This window comes from Streptomyces sp. NPDC001717, from assembly GCF_042892775.1.
GTDB lineage: Bacteria > Actinomycetota > Actinomycetes > Streptomycetales > Streptomycetaceae > Streptomyces.
In genome coordinates this window covers 21,970-35,943 of record NZ_JBIAUK010000001.1, presented here as the reverse complement: position 1 = coordinate 35,943, position 13,974 = coordinate 21,970, and the positions used below count along the sequence as shown (strand labels likewise).

Here is a 13,974-nt window from a genome sequence, read left to right as displayed (position 1 = left end):
AGCCCCGATCCTGAAGCCGCACCGGCAGACGCCGCGCGCGGGCCCGCGCCAGCGCCCCGGCAGCCGCCCCGCCAGGGGCTACCAGTCCCGCCCGGTCCGCCCCCGCTTGGTCTCCGCCCGCGCCTTCTTCTCCCGCAGCCGCCGCTCGTTGATCCCGCGAGGGATCTTCGTGGCCCGCCGCGGCTTCGGCGGCGGCGCCGTCGCCTCGGCCAGCAGCGACGCCATCCGCACCAGCGCCATCTCCCGGTTGCGGAACTGCGACCGGTGCTCGGAGGCCCGCACCGTCACCACCCCGTCGACCAGCCGCGAGGCCAACCGCTCCAGCGCGCGCTCCTTCCACACCTCGGGCAGCGACTTCGTCGCACCCAGGTCGAAGAGGAGCTCCACGCGCGAGTCGGAGGTGTTGACGTGCTGACCGCCCGGCCCGGAGGAACGCGAGAACCGCCAGGCGAGCTCCCCCTCGGGGAGCGCGACCGAACCGCGGATGACATAGGGACCAGGCATGCCCCTATGATCCGCGCCCGCCGCCGCCCCGTCACCCGCATTACCGCCGCGCACGCACCGTCACCACGAATTCACACGGGAACCTGCCCGCCCCCTCGTCGCGTTATAGGGGGCAGCGGTAATTTGGCCGCCTGTACGTACGTGATGTGCGTACATGTCGGATCAGGAAGAGGAAAGGGACACCCATGGCTGTCAGCCTGTCCAAGGGCGGCAACGTCTCGCTCACCAAGGAGGCCCCGGGCCTCGCTGCCGTCACGGTCGGCCTGGGCTGGGACGTCCGCACGACCACCGGCGTGGACTTCGACCTCGACGCCTCGGCGATCGCGGTGAACCAGACCGGCAAGGTGGTCTCCGACGGCCACTTCGTCTTCTTCAACAACCGCTCCACCCCGGACCAGACCATCGTCCACACCGGTGACAACCGCACCGGCGAGGGCGCGGGCGACGACGAGTCCATCAACGTCAACCTCGCCGGCCTCCCGGCCGACGTGGACAAGATCGTCTTCCCCGTCTCCATCTACGACGCCGAGAGCCGCAGCCAGAACTTCGGCCAGGTCCGCAACGCGTACATCCGCGTCGTGAACCAGGCCGGCGGCTCCGAGATCGCCCGCTACGACCTCTCCGAGGACGCGGCCACCGAGACCGCCATGGTCTTCGGCGAGCTCTACCGCAACGGCGCCGAGTGGAAGTTCCGCGCGGTCGGCCAGGGCTACGCCTCCGGCCTCACCGGCATCGCGCAGGACTTCGGCGTCAACGTCTGAGCCTGAGCGACCGCGCTCCGACGCGCCACACGCGAAGCCCCCTCCCAGCCGTCCGGGGAGGGGGCTTCGCTACGGTTCGGCAGGTGATCCTCCAACCGCTCGTCACCGTCGACGGCGCACTGCCCGGACCGGTCCTCACCGAGATCGCCGCCCTCTACGCGACGAACCACGCCTTCTTCGAGATCAGCGGCGATTTCCCCGATCCGCACCGCATCACCGTCGAACAGGTCGCGACCGCCCTCGCCGACGAACTCGCCCACGACGGCGCCGAGGTGCTCCTGGCCCGCTCCGCAGGCCGCCTCGTCGGGCTCGCGACCACCCTCGCCCACCACCCCGATCCGGCCTCCGGGGACCCGGACCCGTGGATCGGGCTGCTGCTCATCGACGCCACCGCGCACCGCGAGGGGTTCGGACGCACCGTGGCCGGCCTCGTCGAGGACCGCTTCCGCGCCGCCGGGCGCGCGGGCGTGCGGATCGCCGTACTCGACGACAACCCCAAGGGCGCCGCCTTCTGGCGGTCCCAGGGCTACACCGCCCTGCGCCAGGCCCGGGACCGCGAACTGGGCCGCGCCTGCACGGTGATGCGCAAGCCCCTCTAGCGACATCGGGCCGGACTCACCTGGGCCGGCCCTCGCCGTACAGCCAGACGTCCCAGACCTTCTTCAGGTCGTGGCCCGTCCGCTTCTCGGCGTACGCGGTGAACTCGGCCGTGCTCGCGTTCCCGTGCCGGTGGTCGACGGCCCAACCGCGCAGCAGATCGAAGAACTTCGCGTCACCGACCTCCTGCCGGATGCGGTGCAGGACCATCGCGCCCCGGTAGTACACCGGGTTCCCCGAGACGTGCTCGGGCCCGGGCGGGGCGGCGGGCGGGAAGGCGTCCCAGTCGCTGTCCGCGTCGTCGTCCACGGAGGTGTCGCCGGCCAGGAAGGCCTCGAAGCGCTTCTGTGCGCCGACCCCGCCGTGGTCCTCGGCCCACAGCCACTCGGCGTAGGTCGCGAAGCCCTCGTTGAGCCACATGTCCTTCCAGGACTTCGGCGACACCGAGTCCCCGAACCACTGGTGGGCCAGCTCGTGCACCACGAGATCCTCCTCCGCGGGCGCACCGGAGAAGACGGGCCTGGTCTGGGTCTCCAGCGCGTACGTCAACGTGCCCTTCGGCAGCACGATCGCGCCGGTCGTGCCGAACGGGTAGGGCCCGAACCGGCCGCTGCCCCAGTCCACGATCTCCGGCAGCCGCGCGAGCGCACCCGCGCTCGCGGCCGCCTCGCCCGGCGAGACCGCGTTGTAGACGGGGACGCCCGACGGCGTCTTCGCGGTCGTCACCTTGTACGGGCCCACGACCGCGGTCGCCAGATAGCTCGCCATCGGCTCCGGGTTGTGCCAGGCGAACTCGGTCCGCCCGTCGCCGGTTTCGGTACGGGAGCGCAACTCCCCGTTCGACACGGCCTCGTAGCCGTGCGGGACGGTGAGCGTGATGTCGTACGTGGCCTTGTCGCTCGGGTGGTGGTTGCCGGGGAACCAGGCCATCGACCCGACCGGCTCGCCGACGCCGACGGCACCGCCGGGCGTGGTGATCCACCCCTCCTTGGAGGAGTCCGCGTCCACGATGGCCTTCGGCTTGCCGCCGTAGTCGACCTCGACGCGGAAGACCTCGCCCTTCTTCAGGTCCGCGGCGGGCCGCACCGTCAGCTCGTTGCCGGCCCGGTTGTGGCGGGCCGGCTCGCCCTGCACGGTCACGCTCTCCACCGTCAGACCACTGAGGTCGAGGTTGAAGGAGCTGAGCCCCTGCTCCGCGCGGGCCGTGATGACGGCCGTGCCGTCCAGCCGGCCGTCGGCGGGGTCGTAGTCCAGGTCCAGCGCGTAGTGGTCGACCTGGTAGCCGCCGTTGCCGGCCTTGGGAAAATACGGGTCCCGCAGCCCGGACGCGCCCGGCCGCCCCTGCACCGTGCCACCCGTACACCCCGCGGTGAGGGCGATCAGGGCTGCGACGGCAGGGGCGGCGAGGCGGACGAGCGCGCGGTGTTCCACACGCCCGATCCTAAGTCTCCGACCGACTTGTCCTACTTCTCGGCCTGTTCTCGTCTACTTCTCGTCCGGCTTCTTCTCTTACTTCGAGAGGCTGTCGACGCCGGCCTTGGCGAACTTCTCGTCCAGGTCGCCGCTCGGGGCGCCTGCCACGCCGATGCCGGCGACCGGGGCGCCGTTCGCCTGGACCGGGACGCCGCCGCCGAGGAAGAGGGTGCCGGGGATGTCCTTCAGGTTCGGGGCCTGGGCGAGACGGCCCACGAGCACCGAGGTCGGGGCGTTCCAGGACACGGCCGTGAAGGCCTTGCGCTGGGCCGACTCGTAGGACTGCGGGCCGGCGCCGTCGCCGCGCAGGGTGACGATGGTGTTGCCGTTGCGGTCCACCACCGCGACCGTCACCTTCTGGTTCTCGGACTGCGCGGCCTTCAGCGTCGCCTGGGCGGCGCGGGTGGCGGCGTCGATGGTGAGGTGCGTGGTGGTGGTGAAGTTCTTGTCGTCGCCGTCGTCCTTCTTCTTCGCGGCGGCGGCGGCCGGGGCGGACTCCGGGGCGGGGGTGGCACTGGCGCTGACGGCACCGAAGGTCCCGGCGCCCAGGGCGATGGCGAGGGCGGTACCGGTGAGAACGCGGGTGCGGGTGTTCATCTCTACTCCTGAGTGCGGTGACGCGGTGACGCGGTGACGGCAAGGGGGCGGGTCGGCGAGCGGGCCCGCAGTGCTGTGCGGCCCGGCTCGTTCCCAGCCACAAGCCTGGGCCCGAACCCCCCGCCACCCCGTCCCCGTACCGGCTCCCGCCGCCCACCGCACCGGCTGACCCGAGGGTCAACCGATCGGCTGATGCGGACCCGCTCCGCGGCGGTATTGGCTGGTCAGTCGAGCCGGGGACAAGTCCGGCCCCGCCGGGGGCACGTACCAGCCCCGCCGACGTTTGAGGCGCGGGGTCCGGGGCGGAACCCCGGCAACGGCGCCGCACCCGCCGACCGACACCGGCCGCACCAGCCCGACCGACACCGGCCGAACCAGCCCCGCCGGGGCCCAGCGCACAGCCCCGCCAAGGCCACGACAATGGAACACAGCCGCCAACCCAGGAGCGCACCGTGACCCCCGCCCGCAACCCGGACACCCGAACCCTGGCCACGGTCGCGCACACCGCGTTCTTCCTGCTCCTCGGCGCCTCCCTGGTCCGCTTCCTCCTCCGCCACCCCGGCGACCCCCGCACCCCGTGGATCATCGCCCTCAGCGTCACCCTGGCCCTGCTCTACGTACTCGGCCCGGCCCTCGGCATCCGGGACGCCGCCCCCACCCCCCGCCGCCTCGTCTGGCTCGGCCTCGTCGTCGCCACCTGGGTGGTCCTGGTCGTCCTCGCGCCGAGCTTCGCCTGGTGCGCCGTGCCCCTCTTCTTCACCGCCCTCCGCACCCTCCCCCCGCGCGCCGCGATCGTCCTCGTCGCCCTCCTCACCACCTTCGTCGTCATCGCCCAGCTCCAGCTCGCGAAGGCCTTCGACCCCAACCTGCTCCTCGCCCCGCCCGCCGTCGCCGCCCTCGCCACCGCCGTCTTCGTCCACATGGAACGCCAGACGCAGGCCCAGCGCGCACTCATCGACGACCTGATCCGCACCCGCCGGGAGCTGGCCGCCACCGAACGCCGCGAAGGCACCCTCGCCGAGCGACAGCGCCTCTCCATGGAGATCCACGACACCCTCGCCCAGAACCTCTCCAGCCAACAGATGCTGCTCCAGGCCGCAGACCGCACCTGGGACACCGACCCCGCCACCGCCCGCGCGCACGTCCGTACCGCCACCGGGATCGCCGCACACGGCCTCGCCGAAGCCCGCCGGCTCGTCCACGACCTGGCCCCCTCCGAGCTCGCCGACGGCGCCGGCCTCGCCGACGCCCTGCGCGCCCTGGACGCCGGTCCGGAGATCGAGGTCCGCTTCCACCTCGAAGGCACCCCGACCGCCCTCCCGGACCGCGTGCAGTCCGCCCTGCTGCGCATCGCCCAGGGGGCCCTCGCCAACATCCGCGAACACTCCGGCGCCCGTACCGCCGCCCTCACCCTCACCTACCTGGGCGACCAGGTCGTCCTGGACGTGGCCGACGACGGCCACGGCTTCACCGAACCGGAGCCGACGGCCGCCGCGACCGCCACCACCACCCCGCAACGCGGCCACGGCCTCCCCGCCATGCGGGCCCGCGTCCGCCAGCTGGGCGGCACCCTCACCATCGAATCCACGCCGGGCGAGGGCACCGTCCTCTCCGCGTCCGTCCCCCTGGAGCCCGCCCCATGACGACGATCCTCCTCTGCGACGACCACGTCGTCGTCCGCGCCGGACTCCTCGCCCTCCTGGGCAGCGAACCGGACATCGAAGTCCTCGGCGAAGCCGGCAGCGGCGAGGAGGCCGTCGCCCTGGCCGCGAAGCTCCGGCCCGACGTGGTCCTCATGGACCTCCAGCTCGGCGACGGCATCGACGGCGTCGAAGCCACCCGCCGCATCACGTCCGCCCCCAACCCCCCACACGTCCTGGTCCTCACCACGTACGACACCGACGCGGACATCACCCGCGCCATCGGCGCCGGCGCGACCGGCTACCTCCTCAAGGCGGAACGCCCGGAAGAACTCTTCGCCGCCATCCACTCCGCCGCCCAGGGCCGCACCACCCTCTCCGCGCCGGTCGCCAGCCGCGTGATGGCCCACATGCGCGGCAGCCGCCCGACCCTCACCGACCGCGAGCTGGACATCCTGGGCCAGCTGGCCCGCGGCCTCGGCAACCGCGAGATCGCCCGGGCGCTCTTCATCAGCGAGGCCACGGTCAAGACGCACCTGGGCCGCATCTACGACAAACTCGGCGTCGACACCCGCGCGGGCGCGGTCTCGGTGGCCAAGGAACAACGCCTCCTCGGCTGACGCCGCGACCCGAAGGTGCGGTCGCCCCCTCCCCCCATGACACCATCGGATACGTGCTCGACATCGGCTACTCCCTCTCCCGGCGCTTCCCGGACCCCCCGCAGACCGACTACCGCTCGGCGGACGTCCACACCCTGCGGCACGACCTGTTCTGCGGGGACGTCTACCTCGCGGACACCGTCAAGGACCGGGAGGTGTCCACAGCCTGGGGATGGGTACCGGTACTCGACTTCGCGTGGGCCTTGTGCGACATCGTCGAGCAGCTCGACCAGGACCCGCGCGGCAGCCGCGCCTCCCGCAGGCAGTACGCCGAACTCGACTTCACCGAATCCACGGACCGGATGCTCTTCGAGCGGCGCTTCGGCTGGGTCGACATCGAGGCGGACTGGATGCCGCCGGAGGAAGACCCCCTCACCTTCAGCCACCGCCTGCTGCGTCGCGAGGCCCGCGACTTCCTCCACGACCTCGTGGCGGACCTGATCGACATGCACGAGGGCCTGGCCGACAACCCGGCAATCTGGACCCTCCAGGCCAAATTCCCCCGCGTCCCGGCATGACCCCGACCTCGCCGGCCTCCGCGGGAGATCTCGGCCCCACCGGCGTTCGAGGCGCGGCGCCACCATCCAGCCCCGCCCGCGTTCGAGGCACGGCACCACCATCCAGCCCCGCCCGCGTTCGAGGCACGGCACCACCATCCAGCCCCGCCCGCGTTCGAGGCGCGGCGCCACCATCCAGCCCCGCCCGCGTTCGAGGCGCGGCACCACCATCCAGCCTCGCCGGCGTTTGAGGCGCGGGGTCTGGGGCGGAGCCCCAGGGTCTTTCAGCCCCGCCGGCGTTTGAGGCGCGGGTCCGGGCAGAGCCCGGGGAACGGTGGAAGGGCGGGTAGGGGACCGCTCCGCGCAGCGGCACCGCCCTGGCCGGGGCCGGGCCGCAGGATGGGCCGTCGGGGCCGGGCGCGCAGCGGGGCACCTCCTCGGGCGTCGAACGGGGTGCGCCACCGGCAAGCGCAGCGGGTCTCGTTCGACGCCCTGCGGGGGCGCCCCACCGCACACCCGACCCCGACGGCGCGGCGGTACGGGCACGGGCCGGCCCCGCCGAGCACCACACCCGACCCCGCCGGCGCGGGAGTGCCAAGTACGGCCGCCCCGCCGAGCACCGGCGTTCAACGCCCCCGCGGCGGCACCCCGACGACGCGGCGGTACACGCAAGGGCCGGCCCACAGAGCCCGCGTTCGACGACGCCGCGGAGCTACGAAACCACCCGCAGCCCCACATGCGCCGCCAACGCCGGCGCCAAGTCCAGCAGCTGCGCCGGACTGACCACCGCCCCGGCCAACGCATCCACCCCCCGCCCGATCGACAGCTCAACCACCCCCCGCAGGTCGACATCCGTCATCCGCGCACCCCCGAAATCCACCCCCCGCACGACGCAGTCGCGGAACTCGACCCGCTCCAGCACCGCACCCCCGAAGTCCGGTTCCACGAGCACGCACCCCTCGAAGACCACGTCCTTGAGCCGCGCCGTCCGCAGGTTCAAGTAGTCGATCTTGCCGCCCCGCACCAGCACCCGCTCCAGCACCGATCCGTGCATCTGGACCCCGCCCAGCCGCGCGTCCACCAGCTCCACGTCCCGGAACGAGGCCCCCGCCAGGTCCGTACCCACGCCCCGGACCCCCTCCAGCACCGAGTCCAGGAACCGCGCCTTCGTCAGCCCCGTCTCGTCCAGCGCGCACCGCCGCAGCGCGCAGTCCATGAAGCGGGCCCCCACCCCCTCCTGACCCGCCAGGTCCAGATCCGCGAACTCCAGCCCGTCGTAGTCCCCGTCCGGCTCCAACTCACCGCCCTCCCAGAGCACCGGCTCCGGCAGCCGCACCTCCGGCCGCCGCGCCGCCTTCACCGTCCGCTGCTGCTGCCCGTTCCGCGCCATGCCCCCATCCTCACGCACCCCACCGACAACCCCTTGACCTCGACCATGCTCGAGGTACGAGGCTTACCGCATGCACGCCATCCGCCTCCACGCCTTCGGCCCCGCCGAGAACCTCTCCTACGAGCCCGCCGACACCCCCCACCCCGGCCCCGGCCAGGTCCGCATCGCCGTCGCCGCCGCCGGGGTACACCTCCTCGACACCTCGCTGCGCGAAGGCGTCCAGGGCCCCGCACCCGCCCTCCCCGAGCTCCCCACGATCCCCGGCCGGGAGGTCGCCGGCACCGTCGACGCCCTCGGCGAGGGCACCGATCCCGGCTGGCTCGGCAGGACCGTCGTCACCCATCTCGGCTTCGCCCCCGGCGGCTACGCCGAGTACGCCGTCGCCGACGCCGACCGGCTCCACGAGGTACCCCCCGAACTCGACCCCGCCGCCGCCGTCGCCATGATCGGGACCGGCCGCACCACCCTCGGGATCCTCCAGTTCGCCGAACTCGGCCCGGGCTCCACCGCCCTCGTCACCGCCGCCGCCGGAGGCATCGGCACCCTGCTCGTCCAGTACGCGAAGAACACGGGCGCAGCCGTCATCGCCCTCGCCGGCGGCCCCGCCAAGACCGCCCTGGCCGCCGCGAACGGCGCCGACCTCGCCCTCGACTACACGGCCCCCGACTGGTCCGACGCCGTCCGAGCCGCGTACCCCGCCGGAGCCACCGTCCTCTTCGACTCCGTCGGCGGCGCAACCGCCCGCACCGCCCTCGGCCTGCTCGCCCCCGGCGCCCGGCACCTCGTCTTCGGCTGGTCCGGCGGCCCGACCCCGCTCACCGACGCCGACCGCGCCGAGCTCACCGCCCGCGGCATCACCGCCCCCAGCGTCCTCGGCCCCGCCATGCTCCGACGCGTCGGCACCCCCGACCCCCTGCGCGTCCTGGAGACCCGCGCCCTCGCCGAGGCCGCCGCCGGCCGTCTGCGCCCGGCCCTGACCCGCTTCCCCCTCGCCCAGGCCGCGGCCGCCCACCGCGCCCTGGAGACCCGCGCCACCACCGGCAAGGTCGTACTGGAACCCTGAACCAACCCCTACGAACCCAGCTCCGCCAGAGCCCCGTCCGTCAGCCGGTACACCGTCCACTCGTCCATGGGCACCGCCCCGAGCGAGCGGTAGAAGTCGATGGCGGGCGCGTTCCAGTCGAGCACCGACCACTCCAGCCGCTCGTACCCGCGCTCCACGCAGATCCGCGCCAACTCCCTCAGCAGCGCCTTCCCGTGGCCGCCCCCACGCGCGCCCGGCCGGACGTACAGGTCCTCCAGGTAGATGCCGTGCACCCCGCGCCACGTCGAGAAGTTCAGGAACCACATCGCGAAGCCCACGACCTCCCCGTCCCGTTCCTCCGCGACGTGCGCGAACACCGCCGGCCGTTCCCCGAACAGCGCCTCCCGCAACTGCTCCTCGGTGGCCCGCGCCTCGTGCGGCACCTTCTCGTACTCGGCGAGCTCGCGGATCATCGAGTGGATGACGGGCACATCACCGATCACAGCGCTACGAATCATCCCCGCACCCTAGACCGGCCGCCCCAGGAGCACCTTCGCCACCATCAACTGCCGCTCCTCCAGCCGCTCCTCGCCGTCCTCCACGTCCCACAGGCAGTTCTGCAGCACCCTCCCCAGCGTCCACGCGCGCGCCCGCTCCCGGTCCGCCCCCACCGCCTCCGCCAGCGACTCGAACCGCCGGCGCACCTCCTCCACGCGGAACTCGTTGACGATCGCCGGCAGCAGCTCGAACCCGGGATCCCCCGACAACGGCTTCGGGTCGATCGCCAGCCAACCCCCCGGCCGCTCCCGCCCGCCCGCCAGCACGTTGTCGTAGTGCAGGTCCCAGTGCAGCAACCGGTCCCCCGGCTCCCCCGCGACCTCCGCCACCGCAGCCGCGCAGTCCCGCAGCAGCCGCCGCTCCCCGCCGTCCGCCAGCCGAGCGAGCGCCGACGGTACGGATTCCAGCATCCCGACGGCGATCCCTCCGAGCCCCCGCAGTCCGGCGGGCGCGGCCACCGCCGTCAGCCGCGCCAGCAGCTCCCCGACGACCGCCACGGCCGCCCGGGCGTCCTCCCGCGCGAGCACCGACAGGGGCCGCCGCTCGTCCAGCCGCTCCAGCAGCATCGTGCCGGTGTCCGCATCGTGCTCCAACAGCCGTACGCAGCCGTCGCCGCCCCACGCGCGCAGCGCGACCGGTTCCCCGGCGGTCTCCTCGTCCGGGATCAGCACCTTCAGCACGGCCGCACTCCCGTCGGCCCGCTCCACCGGCAGCACCAGGGCCGTCATCCCGCGCATCCCCGGGCCCGTGCACCGCAGTCGCCACCGGTCCAGGAACCGCTCCGCGAGCACCCTCTCGATCACGCCCCGACGCTACAAGAACCGCCCCCGAGCATGCCGAAACCGCCGCCGCCCTACGGCCCCCGCCACCCCTCCCACATCGACCATCCGGCCACCCCTCACCCCCCAAGGCACGACAATCCGTCCCTGGACACCCCCTCGAAACCGGGTGTACCAACTCCCCCATGACGATCAACGGCGGCATTTCCTTCTGGTACGCGACCGACCACAGCGCCTCCACCACCCCACCCCGGCCGCCCCTGACCACCAACGCAACCGCCGATGTCGTCATCGTCGGCGGCGGCTACACCGGCCTGTGGACCGCCTACTACCTCAAGTCCTCCGCACCCGACCTGCGCGTCACCGTCCTGGAGCAGAAGTTCTGCGGCTACGGCGCCTCCGGCCGCAACGGCGGCTGGCTCTACAACGGCATCGCGGGCCGCGACCGGTACGCCGCCCTCCACGGTCGCCCTGCCGCGCAGCGCCTCCAGCAGGCCATGAACGACACGGTCACCGAAGTCGTCGACATCACCGCCAAAGAGAACATCGACGCCGACATCCACCGCGGCGGCGTCCTCGAGGTCGCCCGCACCCCCGCCCAACTCGGCCGCCTCAAGGCCTTCCACACCGCCGAACTCTCCTTCGGCGAGACCGACCGCGAGCTCTACGACGCCACGGAAACCCGCGGCCGCATCAACATCGCCGACGCCGTCGGCTCCAGCTGGACCCCGCACGGCGCCCGCATCCACCCCCTCAAGCTGGTCAAGGGCCTGGCAACGGCCTGCGAACGCCTCGGCGTCGTCATCCACGAGTCGACCCCCGTCACGGAGATCTCCGCCCGCAAGGCCGTCACCCCCTACGGCACGGTCCGCGCCCCGTACGTCCTGCGCTGCACCGAGGGCTTCACCGCGGCCCTCAAGGGCCAGAAGCGGTCCTGGCTCCCGATGAACTCCTCGATGATCGTCACGGCCCCCCTCCCGGACTCCGTGTGGTCCCAGCTCAACTGGGCCGACAGCCCGCTCCTCGGCGACATGGCCCACGCGTACATGTACGCCCAGCGCACCGCCGACGACCGCATCGCGATCGGCGGCCGCGGCGTCCCGTACCGCTTCGGCTCGCGCACCGACAACGACGGCCGCACCCAGCCCGCCACCATCGAGTCCCTCACGACCCTCCTGACCACCTTCTTCCCGCAGCTCGCCGGGACGGAGATCACCCACGCCTGGTCGGGCGTCCTCGGAGTCCCCCGCGACTGGTGCGCCACCGTCACCCTGGACTCCACCACCGGCCTCGGCTGGGCGGGCGGCTACGTCGGCTCGGGCGTGGCCACCGCCAACCTGGCGGCCCGCACCCTGCGCGACCTGGTGCTCGGCGAAGCCACCGCCCTCACGACGCTCCCCTGGGTGAACCACCGCGTCCGCCGCTGGGAACCGGAGCCCTTCCGCTGGCTCGGCGTCCAGGCCCTGTACGCCGCCTACCGCGAGGCGGACCGCCACGAAACGGCCACCCACCGCCCGACGACAACCCCCCTGGCCCGCCTGGCCGACCGCATCTCGGGCCGGCACTGACAAGACGACGGAAGGCCCCGGGTGATCACCCGGGGCCTTCCGTTTCTGTACGAATTCCCTTGGTCGTCAAGCTTCTGACCTGGGATGGAGCCGCCTGTCGGAATCGAACCGACGACCTGATCATTACAAGTGAACTGCTCTGCCAACTGAGCTAAGGCGGCACAAACCCACCCACAGACACACTGTGAGCGGAGCCGCCATCACTCTACACAGCGGCCGATTCGCCAAGCCATCACGTTTGAGCTCAGCCCCGTAACCACTCACGCACACGTTCGTTGAACGGACTGGTGTGCCGTTCCGAAGATCGGATCGTGGGAGGGGCGATGGCGGACCAAGTGACGGGGGAGGAAGCCCGGCGCATCAAGCGCGAAGTCCTCGGTGTGGGCGACCGGACCAAGCACCAAGCCCGGAAGGCCGCACCGCTGAAGGGGCTGGTCAGAGAGCCGGGCACGCAGCAACGCGTCTATCGCTTCCGCTTCTATCCGACCCCCGACCAGGCGGCCCAGCTCACGCAGACCTTCGGCGCCTGCCGCTGGGTCTACAACGAGGGCCTCGCCCTCCGCGTGAAAGCCTGGGAGGAACACAAGGTCTCGCTCGGCTTCGCCGAAACCTGCCGGGCCCTGACCGGCTGGAAACGTGTGCCGGAGACGGCCTGGCTGAAGGAGACCTCGTCGACCGTCCTCCAGCAGGCCCTGCGGCACCTCGACTCCGCGGTCACGCGGTTCTTCAAAGGTTCGGCGAAGTACCCGCAGCGGAAGTCCAAGCACCGGTCGAAGGACTCGGCGACCTACGTCCGCACCGGCTTCCGCTGGGTCGAGGAGCCGGTGCGTCCCGGCACCGCGACGGTTACGCTCGCCAAGCAGACGACCCCGCTGGATGTGCGCTGGTCGCGTGTGCTTCCTCCGGGGCAGTTGCCGGTGAAACTGACCGTGACCCGGGACAGGGCCGGCCGGTTCTTCCTCTCCGTACTGGTGGAAGAGGTGATCGTCCCGCTCCCCGAGGTGTTCCGGCAAGGCAGCCAGGAGCCGAAAGCGGTGGGCCTGGACCTCGGGCTCGCGACACTGGTGACCTTGGACGACGGGGAGAAGCTCCCCCATCCCCGGCTCCTGGCGAAATACGAGAAGCAGCTCTCGTCCTTTCAGCGAGATCTGCACCGGAAGAAGAAGGGTTCGAAGAACCGGGGGAAGGTGCGGGAGCGGATCGCCCGCCTGTACGCCTCGATCGGTGATGTCCGTCGTGATCTGCTGGACCAGTTCACGACCCGCCTCGTGCGCGAGAACCAAGTGCTCGTGGTGGAGGACCTGCCGGTCGTCAATCTCCTGCGACGGACGACGGGCAAGGGGCGTCGCCGCAAGGCCGCGCTGAACCGGTCGATCATCGACGCGGCCTGGGGTGAGCTGTTGCGCCAACTCCGCTACAAATGCGCGTGGTACGGGCGGACGCTGGTGATCGTGGACCGGTTCTTCCCGTCGACCCGGCGCTGCTCCGCGTGCCACGCGAAGGGGCCGAAGCTCGATGTGTCGGTCCGTGAGTGGACCTGCGCGGAGTGCGGGGCGGCTCACGACCGCGACACGAACGCGGCCGTGAACCTCCGGGACGAGGGGATGAGGCTGTACTGGACGGTGGCGCTGGCACTGCCGCCGGGGCGCGTGCCGCCACCTGTGATCAAGGCTTCGGAGCTGCTGGATCTCGTGCCGGCGGCCTAGCGATGTGCAGTACGGACCGACGGGCCGTCGGCCGCAATGCCTGTGGAGCTTGCGTAGGACCGACCAGGTGCGACCCCCCAGGGTCGTGCCGGGCCGGCGGCGGGCGTCGAAGCAGGAAGCACTGCTCGTGAGTGCAGTGAGGCCTGGTAGTGCCGTGGAGAAAAGCGGTGGCTTTGCCAGGCACAGGTCAAAAGTACGTTGCTCTGCCTGTCTCCGGACAA

14 protein-coding genes and 1 tRNA gene are annotated in these 13,974 nt (G+C 72.2%); 8 read left to right on the top strand and 7 right to left on the bottom strand.

Features of this window, described 5'->3' with window-relative positions; genetic code table 11:
• Positions 1-78: 78 nt before the first annotated feature.
• Complete coding sequence (gene arfB / locus ACFYZL_RS00185) at positions 79-504, bottom strand: alternative ribosome rescue aminoacyl-tRNA hydrolase ArfB (protein ID WP_384754519.1); 426 nt, start codon at positions 502-504, stop codon at positions 79-81.
• Between the two features lie 185 nt (positions 505-689).
• Between arfB and ACFYZL_RS00180 the strand changes: the two genes are divergently transcribed.
• Positions 690-1,265, top strand: a complete 576-nt coding sequence (locus tag ACFYZL_RS00180) for a TerD family protein (RefSeq protein WP_384586393.1) — start codon at positions 690-692, stop codon at positions 1,263-1,265.
• 83 nt (positions 1,266-1,348) lie between these two features.
• Positions 1,349-1,864: a GNAT family N-acetyltransferase gene (locus tag ACFYZL_RS00175; RefSeq protein ID WP_384754524.1), complete on the top strand. Its 516-nt coding sequence runs from the start codon at positions 1,349-1,351 to the stop codon at positions 1,862-1,864.
• Between the two features lie 16 nt (positions 1,865-1,880).
• Here ACFYZL_RS00175 and ACFYZL_RS00170 read toward each other — a convergent pair whose 3' ends face one another.
• On the bottom strand, positions 1,881-3,293 hold the full coding sequence (locus tag ACFYZL_RS00170) for a M1 family metallopeptidase (RefSeq protein ID WP_388674805.1): 1,413 nt from the start codon (positions 3,291-3,293) through the stop codon (positions 1,881-1,883).
• Positions 3,294-3,371: 78 nt separating this feature from the next.
• Complete coding sequence (locus ACFYZL_RS00165) at positions 3,372-3,932, bottom strand: heme-binding protein (RefSeq protein WP_388674802.1); 561 nt, start codon at positions 3,930-3,932, stop codon at positions 3,372-3,374.
• Positions 3,933-4,384: 452 nt separating this feature from the next.
• Here ACFYZL_RS00165 and ACFYZL_RS00160 point away from each other — a divergent pair, with 452 nt between their 5' ends.
• From ACFYZL_RS00160 to ACFYZL_RS00150, 3 genes are read left to right on the top strand one after another with little or no spacing between them, the layout of a single operon-like run.
• On the top strand, positions 4,385-5,575 hold the full coding sequence (locus ACFYZL_RS00160; protein WP_388674799.1) for a sensor histidine kinase: 1,191 nt from the start codon (positions 4,385-4,387) through the stop codon (positions 5,573-5,575).
• Complete coding sequence (locus ACFYZL_RS00155; protein WP_384586383.1) at positions 5,572-6,192, top strand: response regulator; 621 nt, start codon at positions 5,572-5,574, stop codon at positions 6,190-6,192. Before ACFYZL_RS00160 ends, ACFYZL_RS00155 begins: the two co-directional genes overlap by 4 nt.
• A 53-nt stretch (positions 6,193-6,245) precedes the next feature.
• Entirely contained in the window at positions 6,246-6,749 is a 504-nt protein-coding gene (locus ACFYZL_RS00150; protein ID WP_384737204.1) for a hypothetical protein, read from the top strand.
• A gap of 691 nt (positions 6,750-7,440) precedes the next feature.
• Here the strand turns inward: ACFYZL_RS00150 and ACFYZL_RS00145 are convergent.
• Entirely contained in the window at positions 7,441-8,118 is a 678-nt protein-coding gene (locus ACFYZL_RS00145) for a pentapeptide repeat-containing protein (RefSeq protein WP_384752983.1), read from the bottom strand.
• Between the two features lie 70 nt (positions 8,119-8,188).
• On the opposite strand from ACFYZL_RS00145, the gene ACFYZL_RS00140 reads away from it, so the two are divergent.
• Positions 8,189-9,181, top strand: coding sequence for a zinc-binding dehydrogenase (locus ACFYZL_RS00140; RefSeq protein ID WP_388674794.1), 993 nt, complete (start codon positions 8,189-8,191; stop codon positions 9,179-9,181).
• An 8-nt stretch (positions 9,182-9,189) separates the two neighbouring features.
• Here ACFYZL_RS00140 and ACFYZL_RS00135 read toward each other — a convergent pair whose 3' ends face one another.
• Positions 9,190-9,660 carry a GNAT family N-acetyltransferase gene (locus ACFYZL_RS00135; protein WP_384752977.1) on the bottom strand — a complete coding sequence of 157 codons (471 nt, stop codon included), beginning with the start codon at positions 9,658-9,660 and terminating at the stop codon, positions 9,190-9,192.
• A 9-nt stretch (positions 9,661-9,669) separates the two neighbouring features.
• The gene (locus tag ACFYZL_RS00130; protein ID WP_384752974.1) at positions 9,670-10,503 is read right to left on the bottom strand and encodes an aminoglycoside phosphotransferase family protein; all 834 of its coding nucleotides are present in this window, start codon (positions 10,501-10,503) and stop codon (positions 9,670-9,672) included.
• 161 nt (positions 10,504-10,664) lie between these two features.
• Here ACFYZL_RS00130 and ACFYZL_RS00125 point away from each other — a divergent pair, with 161 nt between their 5' ends.
• Positions 10,665-12,047, top strand: a complete 1,383-nt coding sequence (locus ACFYZL_RS00125) for an NAD(P)/FAD-dependent oxidoreductase (protein ID WP_388674790.1) — start codon at positions 10,665-10,667, stop codon at positions 12,045-12,047.
• Positions 12,048-12,132: 85 nt separating this feature from the next.
• Here the strand turns inward: ACFYZL_RS00125 and ACFYZL_RS00120 are convergent.
• Positions 12,133-12,208 (bottom strand) — tRNA-Thr (locus ACFYZL_RS00120).
• Between the two features lie 162 nt (positions 12,209-12,370).
• Between ACFYZL_RS00120 and ACFYZL_RS00115 the strand changes: the two genes are divergently transcribed.
• Positions 12,371-13,753, top strand: a complete 1,383-nt coding sequence (locus ACFYZL_RS00115) for an RNA-guided endonuclease InsQ/TnpB family protein (RefSeq protein WP_388674787.1) — start codon at positions 12,371-12,373, stop codon at positions 13,751-13,753.
• Positions 13,754-13,974: the final 221 nt, after the last annotated feature.